The sequence below is a fragment of the Mesocryomonas lacus genome (genome assembly GCF_055730135.2).
The window spans coordinates 65,078-84,350 of the sequence record NZ_JBUZWE020000009.1; the positions used below are offsets into that span (position 1 = coordinate 65,078).

At 67.9% G+C, this 19,273-nt stretch carries 17 protein-coding genes and 1 tRNA gene; 13 read left to right on the plus strand and 5 right to left on the minus strand.

The features are described 5' to 3' along the window. Positions 1-94 precede the first annotated feature (94 nt). Positions 95-168, minus strand: a tRNA-Gln gene (locus tag ACZLZY_RS15045). A gap of 609 nt (positions 169-777) precedes the next feature. Between ACZLZY_RS15045 and ACZLZY_RS15050 the strand changes: the two genes are divergently transcribed. Beyond that, positions 778-2,223: a Ppx/GppA phosphatase family protein gene (locus tag ACZLZY_RS15050; protein ID WP_472934545.1), complete on the plus strand. Its 1,446-nt coding sequence runs from the start codon at positions 778-780 to the stop codon at positions 2,221-2,223. A gap of 25 nt (positions 2,224-2,248) precedes the next feature. Beyond that, positions 2,249-2,983: an RlmE family RNA methyltransferase gene (locus tag ACZLZY_RS15055; RefSeq protein ID WP_472934546.1), complete on the plus strand. Its 735-nt coding sequence runs from the start codon at positions 2,249-2,251 to the stop codon at positions 2,981-2,983. A 175-nt stretch (positions 2,984-3,158) separates the two neighbouring features. Here the strand turns inward: ACZLZY_RS15055 and ACZLZY_RS15060 are convergent, their stop codons facing one another. Continuing rightward, positions 3,159-4,547, minus strand: a complete 1,389-nt coding sequence (locus ACZLZY_RS15060; protein ID WP_472934547.1) for an MFS transporter — start codon at positions 4,545-4,547, stop codon at positions 3,159-3,161. Between the two features lie 225 nt (positions 4,548-4,772). Here ACZLZY_RS15060 and ACZLZY_RS15065 point away from each other — a divergent pair, with 225 nt between their 5' ends. The 3 genes from ACZLZY_RS15065 to ACZLZY_RS15075 all read left to right on the plus strand — a co-directional run bounded on the left by ACZLZY_RS15065 (position 4,773) and on the right by ACZLZY_RS15075 (position 8,422). After that, positions 4,773-5,792, plus strand: coding sequence for an MBL fold metallo-hydrolase (locus tag ACZLZY_RS15065; protein ID WP_472934548.1), 1,020 nt, complete (start codon positions 4,773-4,775; stop codon positions 5,790-5,792). A gap of 618 nt (positions 5,793-6,410) precedes the next feature. Continuing rightward, positions 6,411-7,907, plus strand: a complete 1,497-nt coding sequence (gene guaB / locus ACZLZY_RS15070) for an IMP dehydrogenase (protein ID WP_472934549.1) — start codon at positions 6,411-6,413, stop codon at positions 7,905-7,907. 65 nt (positions 7,908-7,972) lie between these two features. Beyond that, a complete protein-coding gene (locus ACZLZY_RS15075) occupies positions 7,973-8,422 on the plus strand; it encodes an MAPEG family protein (RefSeq protein ID WP_472934550.1) in 450 nt (149 codons plus the stop codon). 106 nt (positions 8,423-8,528) lie between these two features. Here the strand turns inward: ACZLZY_RS15075 and ACZLZY_RS15080 are convergent, their stop codons facing one another. Continuing rightward, positions 8,529-8,897, minus strand: coding sequence for a type II toxin-antitoxin system VapB family antitoxin (locus ACZLZY_RS15080; protein ID WP_472934551.1), 369 nt, complete (start codon positions 8,895-8,897; stop codon positions 8,529-8,531). Between the two features lie 88 nt (positions 8,898-8,985). Between ACZLZY_RS15080 and ACZLZY_RS15085 the strand changes: the two genes are divergently transcribed. Continuing rightward, complete coding sequence (locus tag ACZLZY_RS15085) at positions 8,986-10,131, plus strand: Gfo/Idh/MocA family protein (RefSeq protein ID WP_472934552.1); 1,146 nt, start codon at positions 8,986-8,988, stop codon at positions 10,129-10,131. A gap of 113 nt (positions 10,132-10,244) precedes the next feature. Here ACZLZY_RS15085 and ACZLZY_RS15090 read toward each other — a convergent pair whose 3' ends face one another. Continuing rightward, on the minus strand, positions 10,245-11,342 hold the full coding sequence (locus ACZLZY_RS15090; RefSeq protein WP_472934553.1) for a Gfo/Idh/MocA family protein: 1,098 nt from the start codon (positions 11,340-11,342) through the stop codon (positions 10,245-10,247). A 49-nt stretch (positions 11,343-11,391) separates the two neighbouring features. Further along, positions 11,392-12,336, minus strand: coding sequence for a hydrogen peroxide-inducible genes activator (locus ACZLZY_RS15095; protein ID WP_472934554.1), 945 nt, complete (start codon positions 12,334-12,336; stop codon positions 11,392-11,394). A 103-nt stretch (positions 12,337-12,439) separates the two neighbouring features. Between ACZLZY_RS15095 and katA the strand changes: the two genes are divergently transcribed. The 7 genes from katA (at position 12,440) to guaA (ending at position 19,021) form a co-directional block, all read left to right on the plus strand. After that, positions 12,440-13,936 (plus strand): catalase KatA, encoded by a 1,497-nt coding sequence (gene katA / locus ACZLZY_RS15100; protein WP_472934555.1) that lies wholly within the window; start codon positions 12,440-12,442, stop codon positions 13,934-13,936. Between the two features lie 115 nt (positions 13,937-14,051). Next, positions 14,052-14,366: a type II toxin-antitoxin system Phd/YefM family antitoxin gene (locus ACZLZY_RS15105; RefSeq protein WP_472934556.1), complete on the plus strand. Its 315-nt coding sequence runs from the start codon at positions 14,052-14,054 to the stop codon at positions 14,364-14,366. Between the two features lie 5 nt (positions 14,367-14,371). Continuing rightward, a complete protein-coding gene (locus ACZLZY_RS15110) occupies positions 14,372-14,779 on the plus strand; it encodes a type II toxin-antitoxin system VapC family toxin (RefSeq protein WP_472934557.1) in 408 nt (135 codons plus the stop codon). A 58-nt stretch (positions 14,780-14,837) separates the two neighbouring features. Continuing rightward, complete coding sequence (locus tag ACZLZY_RS15115; protein WP_472934558.1) at positions 14,838-16,133, plus strand: RsmB/NOP family class I SAM-dependent RNA methyltransferase; 1,296 nt, start codon at positions 14,838-14,840, stop codon at positions 16,131-16,133. After that, positions 16,130-16,591 (plus strand): TspO/MBR family protein, encoded by a 462-nt coding sequence (locus ACZLZY_RS15120; RefSeq protein ID WP_472934559.1) that lies wholly within the window; start codon positions 16,130-16,132, stop codon positions 16,589-16,591. The genes ACZLZY_RS15115 and ACZLZY_RS15120 overlap by 4 nt, the downstream gene beginning before the upstream one ends. A 99-nt stretch (positions 16,592-16,690) precedes the next feature. After that, positions 16,691-17,347, plus strand: coding sequence for a 5'-methylthioadenosine/S-adenosylhomocysteine nucleosidase (locus ACZLZY_RS15125; RefSeq protein ID WP_472934560.1), 657 nt, complete (start codon positions 16,691-16,693; stop codon positions 17,345-17,347). A 117-nt stretch (positions 17,348-17,464) separates the two neighbouring features. Next, the gene (gene guaA / locus ACZLZY_RS15130; protein ID WP_472934561.1) at positions 17,465-19,021 is read left to right on the plus strand and encodes a glutamine-hydrolyzing GMP synthase; all 1,557 of its coding nucleotides are present in this window, start codon (positions 17,465-17,467) and stop codon (positions 19,019-19,021) included. Positions 19,022-19,273 lie beyond the last annotated feature (252 nt).

A 19,273-nucleotide genomic window follows, 5' to 3' on the forward strand; every position in this document is an offset into this window, starting at 1 on the left:
GATATGGAGTTTCCGGCAGTCCAGCGGCTTCAGAGGTCCGAATAGCAAAAAGCCCGGAAAACCGGGCTTTTTGAAGGACTTAGTAGGTCTTGACTGGCTGGGGAACCTGGATTCGAACCAAGACTAGCGGAGTCAGAGTCCGCTGTTCTACCCTTAAACTATTCCCCAGCAGGAGAGCGGCGCGGGAAGGGCACCGGTCGGGAGGGCTTATAGCGCTACATCGGGGCGATGGGAACCCACCCTGTGGCGTTTTTAGGGGGAGAATGTGCAGGGCGGTGTTCAGGCGGCGCATTTGTCGGTTTCGGCGACAGTAAAGTGGTCTGTCGCAGAGGGACGGCCTGCCGGCAGACTGGAGGGCGCTGGCCGCCTTCCTGTGGGGCGGCGGCGGGGCTCCCTTGTGCTTGCCCACCGGCTTGATACACTCGACTTAACCAAGGAACCAAGGCGCACGGGCCAGCCTCCACGGCCGCTCTGTGCCGGAGAGAAATAGTGAGCATCGATGAACGTACCGGGAGACTGCAGCCGCCGTCGACAGTAATGCGGGAAGAGAGCGGGCGCGGGCCTGATGGCATGGCGACGCCCGGCCGTGCCAAGGCTACTGGCCCGATTCTGCGACCCGACAACGACGCGGCGCGGCCGGAAGGGCCGCGCGCAGATTTTCAGCCCGCTGGCGTTTCCAGTCCGGCGGGCCCGCGGCCGAATCAGCCGAGATCGGCGCTGCCTTTGGCGGACGGCCCTCATTCGGGCGTTTCGGGCCAGCCATCTGCCGAGATAGGTTTGTCGGGCAACGGCATCTCAAAAGCCAGCGCCCCGAGGGGCGGTCGCGACGCGTCCGCGGCTTCGCCCCGCTCTGCGGCCGGCAAAGGCCCCGCCCGCGAGGAGGGGGATGCGCCCGGCGCTGATGATCCCGGTGCCAAAGCGAGCCTCACCAAGCGTCAGAAGCGGCGCCGGCGGCGCGGCAGCGGCGGCACCGGGGCGCCTCAGGGTGAGACGCCGGTTCCCGCGCCAACTGCGGGCGAAGTGCGCGAGGCAAAACCCGGCCGGCGCCGCCGCCGGCGCGGAACGGCGCGTCAGGCCGGCGAGCCGGGCGGGCAGGCGGGTGCCGTGCCAGCGAGCGTGCCGCAGCCGGCGCGGTTGTCGCCGACCTCCGGCGCGGCGGTGCGCGCTCCGTCCCCGTCGCAGCGCACGCCGCAGCCGGTGACGGACGACCGGCCGCCGGTCTATGCCGCGCTGGATCTTGGCACCAATAATTGCCGGCTGCTCGTCGCCGTGCCCTCGCGGCCCGGGCAGTTTCGGGTGATCGACGCCTTCTCGCGCATCGTCCGGCTGGGAGAGGGGCTCGGCCGCACCGGCCGGCTCGCCGCCCCCGCCATGGACCGTGCGGTCGCGGCGCTGACGATCTGCAGCCAGAAACTCGCCGCCCGGCAAGTCGCCGGCGCCCGGCTGATCGCGACCGAGGCCTGCCGCGCGGCGGCGAACGGCGAGGAGTTCATCGAGCGGGTGAAGCGCGAGACCGGGCTCGACCTCGAGATCGTCAGCCGCGAGAGCGAGGCGCGCCTCGCCGTCTCCGGCTGCGGCTCGCTCGTCGACCGCGCAGCCAAGGGCGCGGTGCTCTTCGACATCGGCGGCGGCTCGTCGGAGATCGCGCTCCTCGATCTCCGGCAAGGCTATTCGCGTCGGCTGTCGAACCACATCGTCGCCTGGACGTCGCTGCCCGTCGGCGTCGTCTCGCTTGCCGAGCACTATGGCGGCCGCGATGTGACGCCGGCGCTGTTCGAGACAATGATCGCCTCCGTCGTCGAGCGCATCGAAAGTTTCGAGGGCCGCGACAAGCTCGCCGACCTCGTCGGCACCGGGGATTTCCATCTGCTCGGGACCTCCGGCACGGTGACGACGCTTGCCGGCGTTCACCTCAATCTCGAGCGCTACGACCGCCGGCAGGTTGACGGACTGTGGCTGACCAACGATGAAGTGAGCGAACTGGTGGCGCGGATCGCCGGCTGGAGCTTCGAGGAGCGCGTCGCCAATCCTTGCATCGGCAGCGATCGGGCGGACCTGGTGCTGGCCGGCTGCGCCATTCTCGAGGCGATCCGCAGGGTCTGGCCGGCGCCGCGGCTGCGCGTTGCCGATCGCGGCCTGCGCGAGGGCCTGCTCACGGAAATGATGGTCGCCGACGGTGTCTGGCGCAAGGGTGCCCCGGTGCGCCAGAAGGTATTGGCATGAACACGATTTTCCCGCGGGGCCGGGCATGAGCGGCGCTGGCGGCGGCCGCGGCGACGACCGCGGGCTGACCGTCCGGGTCAAGAAGGGCAAGCTGAAGGCGTCCTCGCGCGCCTGGCTCGAGCGCCATCTGAACGACCCCTATGTCCGCCGCTCGAAGGCCGACGGCTACCGCTCGCGCGCGGCCTACAAGCTGACCGAGATCGACGACCGCTACAAACTCCTGACCAAGGGCATGCGCGTCGTCGACCTCGGCGCCGCGCCCGGCGGCTGGACGCAGATCGCCGTCGAGCGCTGCGCCTCGGCGACGGCGGAGTCGCGCGTCGCGGCCATCGACTACCTCCCGGTCGATCCGATCGCCGGCGCGACGATCCTCGAGCTCGATTTCCTCGACGAGACCGCGCCGCAGAAGCTGCTCGATGCGCTCGACGGCCCGCCCGACATCGTCCTCTCCGACATGGCCGCGCCGACCACCGGCCACCGCCGGACCGACCATCTGAAGACCATGTATCTCTGCGAGGTCGCCGCCGACTTTGCGGTCAAGGTGCTGAAGCCCGGCGGGCATTTCCTCACCAAGACCTTCCAGGGCGGCACCGAGGGCGACCTCCTCACCATGCTGAAGCAGAACTTTACCAGCGTGCACCATGTGAAGCCGCCGGCGAGCCGCGAGGACTCGGTCGAGCTCTACCTCCTGGCCAAGGGTTTTAAGGGCCGCAAGCCCGTCGCTGTGGACGAAGACGAGGACGTTTCGCCGCTCGGCTGATCCGTCCCGGCACGCCGATCTCCCACTCGAGGGTGAGATGGCCGGAAGACCAGAGCGGGGCGCCGCAGGGCGCGGCGTCTCCTCGCGATCAGCAAAAGACAGGCTAAAAGGTCTGCGGCAGCCCACCCCTCTCTGCCTGCCGGCATCTCTCCCTCAAGGGGGGAGATCGATCGGCCTATTCCGCCGGAATGCGTCGCCCGGAAATCTCGGCGCCGGCGCTCTGCGGCAGCTTGAGGAAGGCGGCGACGGCGAACACCGTGATCGCGCCGACGATCAGGAAGGCCGCCGAAAAATCACCCAGCGTCGAGACGCCGGTATCGCCGACGGCGAGGCCGATCTCGAGGATCGCGCCGGCCACCGCCACGCCGCCGGCGATCGCCACCTGCTGGAAGGCGGCAAGCAGCGCCGTCGCGTCGCCGGCCTTGGCGGACGGCACGTCGGCGAAGGCCAGCGTGTTGATCGAGGTGAAGAACAGCGAGCGGAAGAAGCCGCCGATCAGGAGCAGCACCACCAGCACCAGCACGGGCGTCTCCGGCCGGTAGAAGCCGATCATCATCACGAAGATGCCTCCGATTGCCCCGGTGCCGATCAGCGTCTGCTTGAAGCCGAAGCGTTTCAGGATCGGCTTGGCCAGGAACTTCATCATCATCGCGCCGCCGATCGAGACCGCGCTGATCACGCCGGATTCGAGCGGCGTGTAGCCAAAGCCGATCTGCAGCATCAGCGGAAACAGGAAAGGCACGGCGCCGGCGCCGATGCGGAACACCGCGCCGCCGATTACCGCCGCCCGCAGCGTCGGGATGGCGAGCAGCCGCAGCTCCAGCACCGGATTGTGGTGCCGCCGCGCATGGCTGATGTAGAGCAGCGCCGAGACTGCGCCGAGACCGGCAAGGCCGAGGCCGAGGGCCGGCGGCAGCGCCGGCAGCGAGACCACCGAGAGGCCGAACACCACGCCGGCACAGGCTACTCCCGACAGCACGAAGCCGGTCCAGTCGAAGCGGATGCCGGGGATCTTCTCGACCTCCGGCAGGAAACGGGTGGCGAGGAGAATGCCGGCAATGCCGATCGGCAGGTTGATCAGGAAGATCCAGCGCCAGTCGGCATAGGTGGCGATGGCGCCACCGATCGGCGGTCCGACCAGCGGCCCGATCAGCGCGGGAATGCTAAACCAGGCCATTGCCGAGACGAGATCGGCTTTCGCCGCCGAGCGCACCAGGAGCAGCCGGCCGACCGGCGTCATCATCGCCCCGCCCACCCCTTGCAGAAACCGCGCGGCGACGAAGCCCTCGAGCGAGCCGGCCATGGCGCAGGCGAGCGAGCCAAGGACAAACACGCCGATCGCCCAGCGGAACACCGTCTTGGCGCCGAACTTGTCGGCGATCCTTCCGGAGATCGGGATGAACACGGCCAGCGAGACGTAATAGCTCGTCAGCGCCAGCTTCAGCGCGATCGGGTTGGTGCCGATGTCGCGGGCGATGGTGGCAAGCGACGTCGCGATCACCGTCGAGTCCATGTTCTCCATGAACAAGGCGACGGCGAGCACGAGGGGCACGATGCGTTTCACGGGCGACACCAGGAGCGGGAGATATTCTAAGCCTGCCTTACCGCGATGCGGCGGCCGGTGATAGGAGGCGAAGGAATGAGGGCGTGACACGCAGCGCCGGCGCGGGTCAACTCGGCGTGTCCTTCCCTTGAGGTGGCCCCATCCGCGACCAGTTGTGGCCGCAACCTGGGTGTTGCGCACGTTGCCACGCTCGCAATCGCCCATCCCCGCAGCAGGAGACAAGAGATGACCGACGACAGCCGCACCGACCCGAGCCGGGTCAGCCGCCGCAACGCCATGAAGCTCGCGGCCGTCGCCACCGGCGCGTCGACCTCTCTCCTGTTTGGCGGCGCTGCCCTGGCGCAGTCGGCCGGCGCCGCTGCGCCGGTGGCGCAGAAGGCTGCTACCTCGCCGAAATGGTTCCGTTTCGCCTTTGGCGAGGCGGTGATCACCGTGGTGCTGGATGGCCTGCGGCCGGGCGATGGTCCTTTCCCGACCTTCGGCGAGAACCAGACGGCCGAGGCCGTCGCCGAATTAATGCGGGCGAACTCTTTGCCGGAGACGAAGTTCGTCACCGGTTTCTGCCCGGTCCTCGTCGAGAAGGGCGGCACGCTGGTGCTGTTCGACACCGGCATGGGCGAGGGCGGCCGGGCCAACGGCATGGGTCTCCTCACCCAGCGCATGGCCGAGGCGGGCTATGCGCCGGAGGATGTCGACATCGTCGTCCTCACGCACATGCACGGCGACCACATCGGCGGGCTGATGGAAAATGGTAAGCCGGCTTTCCCGAAAGCGCGCTACATCGCCGGCCAGGTCGAGTTCGACTTCTGGACCTCGGCCGCGGCGAAGGCCGGGCCGCGGGCGCAGAATGCCGAGATGGTCGGCAAGAACGTCGTGCCGCTGAAGGACAACACCAGCTTCATCGCCGAGGGCGCCGAGATCGTCCCGGGCCTCACCGCGCACGAGGCTTTCGGCCATTCGCCGGGCCATCTCGTCTTCACGCTCGCCGAGGGCGACAAGACGCTCTGGCTCACCGCCGACACCGCCAACCACTTCGTCGCCTCGCTGCAGAAGCCGGACTGGGAGGTGAAGTTCGACATGGACAAGAAGGCCGCCATCGCGACGCGGCACAAGGTCTTCGACGAGATCGCCAAGACCGGCGCGCTGTTCATCGGCTACCACATGCCGTTCCCCGCCGCCGGCTATGCCGAGACGATCGACGGCGGCTATCGCTTCGTGCCGCTGACCTATCAACTGGATATCTAGGGGCCGTCAGCCCTCGATCTTCCCGCCGTCGGCCACCGGGCTCATCGCCGCTCCTCACCCACCGGAGCTAGGCTGCCGTAGACATCGGTGCCGCCCAATCTCCTCCCTGATGGAGGAGATGTCCGTGAGGATAGAGCGGGGCGTCGAGCGCGGGATAGCGGCTTCAGGTGCGCCGGTGGGCGGGATCGAGCGCTGCGGCAGCGGGCCCCCTTCTGGCCTGCCGGCCATCTCCCCCTCGAGTGGGGAGATTTACCGATCGCCGCCGTTGCGGACATAGCCAGCGGGCGTTGCCGGTATGGCGGACGGCATCGCGTTTTCGAAAGTTGCTGCATCCCCGCCGCCCGATCTCCCCCCTTGAGGGGGAGATGTCCGGCAGGACAGAGGGGGGTGCCGCAGAGCGCGGCGGTAGCGGTGTCAGGTGACCGGGGGGGGGGGGGAAGTGTGCACCATTCGGTTGTCCCTGCCACCCCGCTCCCCTCTGCCCGACAGTGGACACGCTGTTCATAAGCCGCTTGCGCCTTCCCTCCCGTCCGTCATCGTGCTAGCAGCCCTTGCCAATCCTTCACCGCGGGCGGTCCTTGCCGGACCCGGCGGTTTCTTTATTTTGGGGACTGGCCAATGGCACGCATCATCGAAACTGCCACCGGCGCGACCGCGCTGACGTTCGACGACGTGCTGCTGCAGCCCGGACATTCCGTCGTTATGCCGGGCGAGGTCGATCTCTCCACCCGCATCACCAAGACCTTGCGCCTGAACCTGCCGATCATCTCGGCGGCGATGGACACCGTCACCGAGTATCGCCTGGCCATCGCCATGGCGCAGGCCGGCGGCATCGGCGTCATCCACCGCAACCTCACCCCGGCCGAACAGGCCGATGCGGTCCGGCGGGTGAAGAAGTTCGAGAGCGGCATGGTGGTCAATCCCGTCACCATCTCGCCGTCGGCGACGCTGGGCGACGCGCGCGCCTTGATGAACATGCACCACATCTCAGGCATCCCGGTGGTCGCCGACGCCGGCCCGACGCCGGGCCTCCTGGTCGGCATCCTCACCAACCGCGACGTGCGCTTCGCCACCGACGACTCGCAGCCGATCCACGAGCTGATGACCAAGTCGAACCTCATCACCGTCCGCGACGGCGTCGACCAGGCCGAGGCCAAGCGCCTGCTGCACCACCACCGCATCGAGAAGCTCGTCGTCGTCGACGACGCCCAGCGCTGCATCGGCCTCATCACCGTCAAGGACATCGAGAAGTCGCAGCTCAACCCGCATGCCTCTAAGGATGCGCAGGGCCGGCTGCTCGCCGCCGCCGCGACGAGCGTCGGCGATGACGGGTTCGAGCGCGCCGAGCGGCTGATCGATGCTGGCGTCGACGTCATCGTCGTCGACACCGCGCACGGCCATTCGCAGCGCGTGCTCGACGCCGTCACCCGCGTCAAGAAGATGTCGAACGAGGTGCAGGTGATCGCCGGCAACATCGCGACCCCCGGCGGCGCGCGGGCGCTGATTGACGCCGGCGCGGACGGCATCAAGGTCGGCATCGGCCCCGGCTCGATCTGCACCACGCGCATCGTCGCCGGCGTCGGCGTGCCGCAGCTCTCGGCGATCATGGGCGCCTGCGAGGAGGCCGACAAGGCTGGCATCCCGGTCATCGCCGACGGCGGCATCAAGTATTCCGGCGATCTCGCGAAGGCGCTCGCCGGCGGCGCGTCCGCGGCGATGATCGGCTCGCTGCTCGCCGGCACCGACGAGAGCCCGGGCGAAGTCTATCTCTACCAGGGTCGCTCGTTCAAATCCTACCGCGGCATGGGCTCGGTCAGCGCCATGGCGCGCGGCTCGGCCGACCGCTACTTCCAGGCCGAGGTGCGGGACACGCTGAAGCTGGTGCCGGAAGGCATCGAGGGCCAGGTGCCCTACAAGGGCCAGGTCTCGGCCGTGCTGCACCAGCTCGCCGGCGGCCTGCGCGCCGCCATGGGCTATGTCGGCGCCGCCAGCCTCGAGGAGCTGCGGGAGAAGGCGACCTTCGTGCGCATCTCCAATGCCGGCCTGCGCGAAAGCCACGCCCACGACGTCACCATCACCCGCGAGAGCCCGAACTATCCGGGCTCGGGGCTCTAATACATCAGAAGATCGCGTCTCCCGTGCGCCACCCGGACGCACGCCGCTCTGAAGGGAATGCCGAGATGAACGGAAACATCGCGATCTTCTGGCCCATGATCGTCCAGGCCTTCCTGACCATCGCGGTCTACTTCATGCTGTTCTTCCGCCGCAAATCGGCGGTCTCGGCGGGGGAGGCGAGCCTCGGCGACTTCCGGAGGGCCGGCGCCGAGCCCGACCGCAGCAGCGCGGCGGTGAAGAACCTTGCCAACCAGTTCGAGCTGCCGGTGCTGTTCTACGCCGTCTGCCTGTCGCTCTACGTCACCAACGGCGCCAACTGGCTGGCGGTGATCCTCGCCTGGGTGTTCGCGGTCTCGCGCATCGTCCACGCCGCCGTGCACCTAAGCAGCAACGACCTGCGCCTGCGCGCCCCCGCCTTCGCCGCCGGCCTCTTCGCCGTGCTGCTGCTCTGGATCATGCTGGCCTTCCACGTCTTCAACGTCGTCGGGGCGCTGGAGGCCGCGGGTGCGGCCTAGACCGCGCCGACGCAGCGTAGCGGCACGGCGGTCACGCCAAGGCAAGCTTGACGTCTGTCAGCGTGAAATCCGCGCCCTTGAATGATGGCCGAGGTGTCGATCACCATCAGGTCGGCAGGCCATGTTCGTCATAGCCGAGAATATCGTCGGCACAGCGCGGATCGGCGTCGGGAAGCCGCGCATAGCGCTGTCCGATATCCCGTAGTTGCGCCGCGATTTTTTCGGGATCTTCCGGGCGCTCGCGCGCGAGGCGCTCCTGCAGGGCCGTGGTCACCGCCGCTGTCAGGCTCTCGCCCTTGATGTCAGCGAGTTCCTCCGCCATCCGCTGCATTTCAGGGGTCACCTCTATGCGCATCGGCCCCTCCTGGAAGAATACGATCAAGCATAGAATGCGATCTTCGACCGGTGCAAGGTTGCGATGGCGGGTCTTTTGCTGGCTGTCCGCACGAACTCTTTGACGGGTAGGTTGGGGCACTCCTGACGCCTGCGCGGAGTTCGTAGAGAGATCCTTCAGGCTCCCGGCCTATGCTGCGGGTCTTGCCGATCCTGCGGATGCCTGCCCCATGAAGATTGCCATCGTCGGATGCGGCTTCGTCGCCGACTACTACATGCTGACGCTCGCCAACCATCCGGAGCTCGAGCTGGTCGGCGTCTGGGACCGCGACCCCGCGGCGCTCCGGCGGTTCTCGGCCTATTTCAAGGCCCGTGCCTTCGAGAGCCTCGACGCGCTTCTCGCCGAGCCCTCGGTCGAGCTGATGCTGAACCTCACCAATCCGTCCAGCCATTACGCGGTCTCGAAGGCGGCGCTCGAGGCCGGGCGGCATGTCTATTCCGAAAAGCCGCTGGCGATGTCGCCGGAGGAAGCGGGCGACCTCGTGGCGCTCGCCACTGAGCGCGGGCTCGAGATCGCGGCCGCGCCGTGCTCCTACCTCTCGGCCGCCGCCGACACCGTCCGCAGCGCGATCTCTGGCGGCACGATCGGCACCGTCAAGCTGGTCTATGCCGAGATGGAGGACTCGATGGTCTTCCGCGAGGACTATCGCCGCTGGACGAGCCCGTCCGGCGCGCCCTGGCCGGCGGAGGACGAGTTTTCCGTCGGCGCGACGCTCGAGCATGCCGGCTACTACCTCACCTGGCTCTGCGCCTTCTTCGGCCCGGTCGAGACGATCACCGCCTTCTCCGCCAAGCTGTTCGACGACAAGGGTACGGCCCAGCCGGCGGCGGATATCGCCAACGACCTCTCGGTTTCCTGCCTGACGTTTCGATCGGGCGTCGTCGCGCGCCTAACCTGTGGCCTTGCCGCGCCGCGTGACCGCTCGCTGCACGTCGTCGGCACCGAAGGCGTCCTCTCCTTGACCGATGGCTGGGACAACCAGTCGCCGGTGTTCCTGCGCACGGCGGAGGGGCACTGGGCGTCGCGGCCCGCGATCCTCGGCAAAATCCTGCAGCGGCTGGAGCGTGGGCGGCCGCTGCGCCACTGGTTCGGCCGCAAGCTGACGGTCGAGCCGAGCGCTGCCAAGGTGCCCGGCACCTCCTCGCGGATGGATTTTGCCCGCGGACCCGCGGACCTCGCCCGCTCGATCGCCGCCGGCACGCCCCACCCGTACGGCGGCGCCTTCGCCCTTCACGTCACCGAGCTCGCGCTAGTCGCCCAGAACGCCGACCGCTATCCCATGCCGTACCGGCTGACGAGCAGTTTTGGCGGGTGATACAGGCCTGCGGTCGGATGGGCGGGTAGGCTGTTGAACTGGCGGGCAGGCGGGGCTGAAGGGCAGGGGCGATCTCTCCGGCCCGCGCCGAGATCAGCGGATGACCTCTGGCGTCACGGCTGCGGACGGGCCCCCGCGCTGTCGCGGGCACTGGCAGCCGCCCGCTCGACCAGATCGAGCACGGCGACCGTCTCGTCGAGCGGCATGACCGGGCTCTCTGTCCAACCCTGCTGCAGGCAGAGGCTGAAATGGTCCGCCTGGTACTGGAGCCCCGTGCCGATGTGGAGCGTCGGGTAGCGCCGCGTCGCCAGGCGGCCGACCAGCGGCCGGAGCGCGGAGAGGGCGGTCAGCGGGCGCACCAGCGGATGGGGGGGCGCTGCGGCCTCGCCGGGCTCGCCGGGAGCTGTGTCGGGTTCGACGCCGCCGGTCTGGCGCAGCGAGATGAGCGGCGGACACAGCACCGGACGATGGGCGCTGGCGATCCCGGTCGTGCCGGTGACGACGGCCTCGTTGGCACCCTCGACGTCGAACCCGCAGGACAGGGTGGCGATCGCCTGGTCGTAGCCGAGCAGCAGGCCGGCGACGGCGATAGCGCCGTTCCCAGCCCGGATGACGGTGGCGTCGACGCTACGGGGGATGCCGGCGAGGTGGACCGCGAGGGACAGCGGATAGACGCCGAGGTCGAGCAGCGCGCCCCCCTTCAGCGGATCGTAGAGCGGCGAGGCGGCGTCGAAGGGCTGCGGATAGGCGACGGAGATGTCGAGCCGGCGGATCTCGCCGATGCGGCCCTCGTCCACAAGGCGTTTCAGCCGGACGATGCCGGGCGTGAAGCGCATCCACATCGCCTCCATCACCAGGACGCCGGCGCGGCGCCCGGCCTCGGCGACGGTGCGCGCCTCTTCGGCGGAGAGCGCGAAGGGCTTTTCCACCAGCACCGTCTTGCCGGCGGCGATCGCCTGAAGCGCCTGCCGGCCGTGGGCCTCGTTTGGCGTCGCGAGATAGACCGCGTCGATGTCGTCCCGCCGCAGCAGGTCTTCAAAGCGACCGCCGACGATATTGGGGCCGAGCTTTTCGGCAAGGCTGGCCGCCCTCTCCGCCGACCGCGATCCGACCGCGACGATCCGGCCGGCGCGGGAATGGTGCATGTCGGCGGCGAAACGTGCGGCGATGCTGCCGGTCCCGATCAAGGCCCAGCGGGTCTGGTCTGGCATGCGATGGACTTTCCGTTCCTGAAGGGGCGCCGAACAGCCGATCCGGGTCCTACAACCTCTGAGGGACCGCGCTGCCTTCCGTTTCGGCCGAAGATGGAGCATCTGCCCTTCCGGGCAACCGCTGGATCAGCGATGCGATCGCCTCGAAGTCGCGCCGCCGCGCGGCCGAGGGCCGGAACGCCAGGGCGAGCGTGCGCGAGGGGGCGGGATCCTGGAACGGGAGGATGCGGATACCGCCGCCCCGGCTCTCGGCGGCCACCGCCATGTCCGGGATCAGCGTCGCGCCGAGCCCACCCGCGACCATCCGCAGGATGGTGGTGAGGCTGGTGGCGCCAAGGCTCGCCAACTGGCTCGCCTCGACCAGCTCGCAGATCTTCAGCGCCTGGTCCCTGAGGCAATGGCCTTCCTCGAGCAGGATCAGCCGTTCGGTGGCGAGCGCCTGCACGGAGATGCGGCCCTGGAAGCGCTCCGACCCGTGGGCGGGCACGGCGAGATGGAAACGGTCCTCGAACAGTTCGATGGTATCGAGCCCCTCCGCTTCGATCGGCAAGGCCAGCACGGCGCAGTCGAGGTCGCCGTGCAGGACGTCCGCCGTCAGCGTCTCGGTCAGGCTCTCGCGGATCTCGCAGTCGAGTTTCGGATGCTCGCGGGCGAGCTGCGGCAACAGATGCGGCAGCAGATAGGGGGCGACGGTGGCGATGAGGCCGAGCTTCAGCCGGCGGTCCAGCACCGCGTGCCCGGCAGCGCCAAGGCCTTCCAGATCACGGATGTCGGTGAGGATCTTTCGCGCCCGGTCGCGGACCAGCGCGCCGTCGCTGGTGAGGAGGACGCCGGACGGCCGCCGCTCGAACAGCGGTCCGCCGAAGCTTTCCTCCAATGCCGCAATTTGCGCCGAAAGCGCTGGTTGGCTGATGTTGAGGTGCTTGGCCGCCCGCCCGAAATGCAGGGTTGTGGCCAGCGCCTCGAAGTAGCGGAGCTGTCTGATCGTGATCATGCCGATAGGATAAACTGATCGCGTAGCCTAGCAAATACGATTTGCCGTTATGACCCCAAAGGGTCCATTGCTGACTGGAAGCATTCCAAACCGAGGTGACTCCATGACCGAGAAACTGACGACGACCGCCGGCGCGCCGGTGCCGGACAACCAGAATTCGTGGACCGCGGGCGAGCGCGGCCCGATTCTGCTGCAGGACTACCAGCTGATCGAGAAGCTCGCGCACCAGAACCGCGAGCGCATCCCCGAGCGCGTCGTCCACGCTAAGGGCTGGGGCGCGCACGGCACGCTGAAGATCACCGGCGACATCTCGAAGTACACCAAGGCCAAGGTCTTCCAGCCGGGCACCGAGACGCCGATGCTCGCGCGCTTCTCGACCGTCGCCGGCGAGGCGGGTGCCGCCGACGCCGAGCGCGACGTGCGCGGCTTCGCGCTGAAGTTCTACACCGAGGAAGGCAACTGGGACCTCGTCGGCAACAACACGCCGGTGTTCTTCGTCCGCGACCCCTACAAGTTCCCGGACTTCATCCACACCCAGAAGCGCCACCCGAAGACCAACATGCGCTCGCCGACCGCCATGTGGGACTTCTGGTCGCTGAGCCCTGAGAGCCTGCACCAGGTGACGATCCTGATGTCGGACCGCGGCCTGCCGCAGACCCCGATGAACATGAACGGCTACGGCTCCCACACCTTCTCGTTCTGGAACGATGCCGGCGAGCGCTACTGGGTGAAGTTCCACTTCAAGACCCAGCAGGGCCACAAGCACTACACCAACGAGGAAGCCGACCAGATCATCGGCAAGACCCGCGAGAGCTACCAGGAAGCCCTGTTCGGCGGCATCTCCAAGGGCGAGTTCCCGCGCTGGACCGTGCAGGTCCAGATCATGCCGGAAATGGACGCCGAGAAGACCAGCTACAACCCGTTCGACCTCACCAAGGTGTGGCCGCATTCGGAATACCCGCCGATCGAGATCGGCGTGATGGAGCTGAACCGCAACGCCGAGAACTATTTCGCCGAGATCGAGAACGCGGCCTTCTCGCCGTCGAACATCGTGCCTGGCATTGGCTATTCCCCGGACAAGATGCTGCAGGCCCGCGTCTTCGCCTATGCCGACGCCCACCGTCACCGTCTTGGCACGCATTACGAGACGATCCCGGTGAACCGTCCGAAGAACGAGGTGCACCACTACCACCGCGACGGTCAGATGAACGTCTTCGGTGGCATCAAGACCGGCAACCCGGACGCCTACTACGAGCCGAACTCGATGAACGGCCCGGTCGAGGTGCCCTCCGCCATGGAGCCGCCGCTGCGGATCCACGGCGATGCCGACCGCTACAACCACCGCATCGGCAACGACGACTACGGCCAGGTGAGGGACCTCTTCAACCTGTTCGACGACGGCCAGAAGCAGCGCCTCTTCGCCAACATCGCCGCGGCGATGTCGGGCATTCCGGAAGAGATCGGCGAGCGCCAGCTGGCGCATTTCGACAAGGTCCACCCGGACTACGGCGTCGGCGTGCGCAAGGCCCGCGAGACCCTGACGGGCCGCGAGCCGGCGATCTCGGTGACCGCCGACACGCCGCAGCAGGCCGCCGAGTAGGCGTCTTCGATTTAAGACGACAGAGAAGGCCGGGAGCAATCCCGGCCTTTTTCGTTGGGCCGGGCTTTTCCCTTGGGTGGCGAGCGATCGCTTGTTGGGCTTCCGGATTGGCCGTATGATCGGGCTCGCCATAGGCCCGGCCTTGAGGGAGACGGCAGTGGGAAGCAAATGGACGCTGAAAGACGCCGAAGCCGAATTCGTGACGCTCGCCCATGCCGCGAGCGACGGCGAGCCCCAGCGGATCGCCATGACCGACGACGACGCGGTAGTCCTGGTCTCCGCCCGCCAGTACGACCTGATGGCCCGGCGCCCCAAGACCTTCATCGAGCATATCCTGGATTTTCCGAAGCTGCCGGAAGGGATGGAGGACTTCATGGACTTCGACAACCGACCGCAACTCATTCCACGCGATATAGATTTTGGAGACTGAGGCCGGTGTTCCTGCTCGACACCATGGTCGTTTCCGAACCGCGCAGGCCGAAACTGGACGCGGGCGCCATGCGATTTCTGGCTCAGGCTGATCGCGCAGTCACCTATGTCAGCGCCATCAGCTTCGGCGAGATTGCGGCGGGTATCGAGAAGACGCGGCTGGCTAACCCAACTCTCAGTGGGCGGCTCGATCTCTGGTTTGCCGAAACCCGCGCCCTGTACGAAGAGCGCACGCTGCCGGTGACGGTGGAGGTCGCCTTGCGCTGGGGAAGCCTGTATACGCGGCTGGGACGCCGTGACATGGATCTCCTCATCGCCGCCACCGCGCTGGAGCACGACCTCACCGTCGTCACCCGCAACACCCGACACTTCGAGCCGACCGGTGCGAAGCTTCTGAACCCTTACGAAACGTGATTCTTTTGACTTTATTCCAGATGTCGCCGCTGCCCCGCCCCGCCGGGAGCGTGATCCCATGCGTCTAGGTGGCCGGATCGCGGCCGCGATCGAAATCCTCACCGACACCGCCGCCAAGCGCCGCCCGGTCGCCGACGCCCTGAAGGACTGGGGCCTGTCGCACCGTTTCGCTGGCTCGGGCGACCGCGCCGCCATCGGCAACATCGTCTACGACGTCCTGCGCAAGCGCCGCTCCTATGGCTGGCGCATGGGCAATGACAGCCCGCGCGCGCTGGTCTTCGCCGCGCTCATGGACAGCCAGAACCTCGACCCCGAGGCGATGCTCGCCGCGCTCGAGGGCGACCGCTTCGCGCCGGAGACGCCGAGCCTCGAAGACCTCGGCCGTTTCTCGTCGAGCGACCTGTCGAAGGCCGCGCCCGCCGTGCAAGCGGACCTGCCGGATTGGCTGGCCAAGGAGTTCGAGGCCTCGCTGGGTGAGGACTGGATCGCCGAGGCGCAGGCGCTCTCCGCCCGTCCGCCGCTCGACATGCGCGTCAACACGCTGCTGTCGGACCGCGACCAGGTGCTGGCGGCACTGGCGCCTTTCGGTGCCGAGGCGACGGCGATCTCCGAAACCGGCCTCCGCATCCCGCCGATCGCCGGCAATGGCCGCCATCCCAATGTCCAGGTCGAGGCCGCCTTCCAGAAGGGCTGGTTCGAGATCCAGGACGAAGGCTCGCAGATCGCCGCGCGCCTTACTGGGGCCGAGCCGGGCGAGGAGATCCTCGACTTCTGCGCCGGTGCCGGCGGCAAGACGCTGGCGCTCGCCGCCGCGATGCACGGGCAAGGCACCGTCCACGCCTATGATGCCGACAGGCAGCGGCTCGCGCCGATCTACGACCGGCTGAAGCGCGCCGAGGCCGGCAACGTCCAGGTCCACGGGCCGCGCGAGGACATCTCCGTCCTCGGCAGCCTGATGGACCGCGTCGTGGTCGACGCACCTTGCACCGGGGCTGGCACGTGGCGCCGGAGGCCGGACGCCAAGTGGCGGCTCGCCGCCTCGGCGATCGACAAGCGGGTTGCTGAGCAGGATACCGCGCTCGACGCCGCCGCCCGCTTCGTGCGGCCGGGCGGCACACTCGCCTACATCACCTGCTCGCTGATCGGCCGGGAAAATGCCGGCCGCGTCAGCGCCTTCCTCGAGCGCCACCGCGACTTTTCCGCCGGCGACTCGGCCGCGGTGTTCGCGAAAGCCTTCCCAGCGGCGGGAACGCCGTACCGCGAGGAGAAGGTGCACGGCGGCACGGTGCTGACGCTGACGCCGAAGCTGACGGGCACCGACGGCTTCTTCTTCGCGCAGCTCGTGCGCCAGTGAGAGGCCCTGCCGCCCGCTACGGCCTCCTCGCCTTGTTTCTGGCGGTGTCGCTCGGCGGCGGCATGCTGGTCGGCATCTCCAACCCGCCCGGCGAATGGTATGCCGGGCTGGCAAAGGCGAGCTTCAACCCGCCGGGCTGGGTCTTCGCGCCCGCCTGGACGGTGCTCTACATCCTCATCGGCATCGCCGGCTGGCGGGTGTTCATGGCCGGGCTGCGGCTGCCGCTGGCGATCTGGGTGCTGCAGCTCGTGATCAACCTGACCTGGTCGCCCACCTTCTTCGGCCAGCACCAGATCGGCCTCGGCCTCGCCATCCTCGTCGCGATGTTCGCGGCGATCCTCGCCTTCATCGCCACGACCTGGCGGCGCGACAGGCCGGCGGCGCTCTGCTTCCTGCCCTATGCGCTCTGGGTAGCATTTGCCGGGCTTCTCAACGGCTCGATCTGGTGGCTGAACTGAGGCACCGGTGCCCCGGAAAGGCGCCGGTCACTTCGGCATTGAAAAGATAGAGCGTCTTCTTTGCGTCCTCTTGGACGCCCAGCGCTCTGGGAGAGACGCATGAGCGAGGTCGATCGGGTGAACGCCGCCGCCGCGGCCGAGAGCATTTCCGGAAGGCGGGTGCTCTTCGTCATGGCGGCCTTGCCGGAATACGGCCGGCATTTGCGCCAGCGCATCAGGCCGCTGATCACCGGCGTCGGCCCGATCGAGGCGGCGCTGGCGACCGGCGTCACGCTGCAGACGTTGAGTGCTTCCGGCGGCTTGCCGGACCTTCTGGTCTCGCTCGGCTCGGCCGGCTCGCGTGTCCTCGAGCAAGGCAAGGTCTACCAGGCGGCGTCGGTCTCCTGGCGGGACATCGACGCCTCGCCGCTCGGCTTCACCAAGGGCGTCACCCCCTTCCTCGACCATCCCGTCGACACGCCGCTGCCGACGCCGATCGAGGGCTTCGCGGCCGTCCGCCTGTCGAGTGGCGCGGACATTGTCTCCGGCGCGGCTTATGACGCGATCGATGCCGAGATGGTCGACATGGAAACCTTCGCCATCCTGCGCGCCTGCCAGCGCTTTGGGGTGCCGCTGATCGGCCTGCGCGGCATTTCGGACGGGGCCGCCGACCTCCACCATTACGATGACTGGACGAGCCTTCTCCATGTCGTCGACGAGAACCTCGCCGAGGCCGTCGACCGGCTGCCCGCGGCGATCGAAGCGGGACGGATCTAGCCGGCGCTGCCGCCTGCCATCCGCGGGGGTCCGCAGCCCCTCCTATCGTGCGGCCGCTCGGGGTCGAGACTCACCGAAACCCTTGCCTTCCCGGCGATGCCTGCTTAAAGGCTTGCAATGACCGCACATCCAGACACAGTCCTCATCATCGATTTCGGCTCCCAAGTGACGCAGCTCATCGCGCGTCGCGTGCGCGAGGCCGGGGTCTACTCGGAAATCGTGCCTTTCCAGCTGGCGGAAGCAGCCTTCGAGCGGCTGAAGCCGAAGGCGGTGATCCTGTCGGGCGGTCCCGCCTCGACCGGCGACATCGGCTCCCCCCGCGCGCCGCAGATGATCTTCGAGGCGGGCATCCCGATCCTCGGCATCTGCTACGGCCAGATGACCATGTGCGTGCAGCTCGGCGGCCGCGCCGAGAGCTCCCAGCACCGCGAGTTCGGCCGCGCCTTCGTCGAGGTCCAGCGCGATTGCGCGCTGTTTGCCGGCGTCTGGCCGGAGGGCACCCGCCACCAGGTCTGGATGAGCCATGGCGACCGCGTCATCGACATGCCGCCGGGCTTCGAGATCTTCGCGAAATCCCCCGGCGCGCCCTATGCCGTCTTCGGCGATGCCAGCCGCAACTTCTACGGCCTGATGTTCCACCCGGAAGTGATGCACACCACCGACGGCGCCAAGCTGATCCATAACTTCGTGCACAAGGTCGCGGGCCTTCCCGGCGACTGGACCATGGCCGCCTTCCGCGAGAAGGCGATCGAGGAGATCCGCGCCAAGGTCGGCACGGGCCGCGTCATCTGCGGCCTGTCGGGCGGCGTCGACTCGTCGGTGGCGGCGGTGCTGATCCACGAGGCGATCGGCGAGCAGCTGACCTGCATCTTCGTCGACCACGGCCTTCTGCGGATGAACGAGGCCGAGGAAGTCGTCACGATGTTCCGCGACCACTACAACATCCCGCTCGTCCACGTGGAGGCGCAGGACCTCTTCATCGACGCGCTGGAAGGCGAGATGGACCCCGAGGTCAAGCGCAAGACCATCGGCCGCCTGTTCATCGAGACCTTCGAGGCCGAGGCGAAGAAGATCGGCGGTGCCGACTTCCTGGCGCAGGGAACGCTCTATCCCGACGTGATCGAGAGCGTCTCCTTCACCGGCGGCCCCTCCGTCACCATCAAGTCGCATCACAATGTCGGCGGCCTGCCCGAGCGCATGAACATGCAGCTCGTCGAGCCGCTGCGCGAGCTGTTCAAGGACGAGGTGCGGGTGCTCGGCAAGGAGCTGGGTCTGCCCGCCCATTTCGTAGGCCGCCAGCCCTTCCCGGGCCCGGGCCTTGCGATCCGCTGCCCCGGCGGCATCACCCGGGCGAAGCTCGAGATCCTGCGCCAGGCCGATGCGATCTACCTCGACGAGATCCGCAAGGCCGGCCTCTACGACGCGATCTGGCAGGCCTTCGCCGTGCTCCTGCCGGTGCAGACCGTCGGCGTGATGGGCGACGGGCGCACCTACGAGTTCGTCTGCGCGCTGCGCGCCGTCACCTCGGTCGACGGCATGACCGCCGACTTCTACCCCTACGACATGGAATTCCTCGGCAACACCGCGACCCGCATCATCAACGAGGTCAAGGGCATCAACCGCGTGGTCTACGACGTCACCTCGAAGCCGCCCGGCACGATCGAGTGGGAGTAGGGCCGTCCCCTCGGGGACCTGTCCAAATACGGCTGTGAAGCGACCGAAGGCATTGAGATAGAGCACCTATCTCGATGCCTTTTGTTTTTCTGTCGCAGGGATGCAGGGTCTGACAGGCTGGCCGATGGGATCGCGGCCGTGTCAGCGCCCCTGCCGTCGATGAGGCCTCGATCCTTACCAACACTCGCTGAACGTTGCTTATTCCGCGAGCCTGCCGGACACTCGAGCGGTCTTGGCGGACCGCGCACGCCC

Coding starts and splice junctions, on each gene's coding strand:
- ACZLZY_RS15055 (WP_472934546.1), top strand. CDS start 2,249: ATGAGCGGCGCTGGCGGCGGCCGCGGCGACGACCGCGGGCTGACCGTC.
- ACZLZY_RS15065 (WP_472934548.1), top strand. CDS start 4,773: ATGACCGACGACAGCCGCACCGACCCGAGCCGGGTCAGCCGCCGCAAC.
- guaB (WP_472934549.1), top strand. CDS start 6,411: ATGGCACGCATCATCGAAACTGCCACCGGCGCGACCGCGCTGACGTTC.
- ACZLZY_RS15075 (WP_472934550.1), top strand. CDS start 7,973: ATGAACGGAAACATCGCGATCTTCTGGCCCATGATCGTCCAGGCCTTC.
- ACZLZY_RS15085 (WP_472934552.1), top strand. CDS start 8,986: ATGAAGATTGCCATCGTCGGATGCGGCTTCGTCGCCGACTACTACATG.
- ACZLZY_RS15090 (WP_472934553.1), bottom strand. CDS start 11,342: ATGCCAGACCAGACCCGCTGGGCCTTGATCGGGACCGGCAGCATCGCC.
- ACZLZY_RS15095 (WP_472934554.1), bottom strand. CDS start 12,336: ATGATCACGATCAGACAGCTCCGCTACTTCGAGGCGCTGGCCACAACC.
- katA (WP_472934555.1), top strand. CDS start 12,440: ATGACCGAGAAACTGACGACGACCGCCGGCGCGCCGGTGCCGGACAAC.
- ACZLZY_RS15105 (WP_472934556.1), top strand. CDS start 14,052: ATGATCGGGCTCGCCATAGGCCCGGCCTTGAGGGAGACGGCAGTGGGA.
- ACZLZY_RS15115 (WP_472934558.1), top strand. CDS start 14,838: ATGCGTCTAGGTGGCCGGATCGCGGCCGCGATCGAAATCCTCACCGAC.
- ACZLZY_RS15125 (WP_472934560.1), top strand. CDS start 16,691: ATGAGCGAGGTCGATCGGGTGAACGCCGCCGCCGCGGCCGAGAGCATT.
- guaA (WP_472934561.1), top strand. CDS start 17,465: ATGACCGCACATCCAGACACAGTCCTCATCATCGATTTCGGCTCCCAA.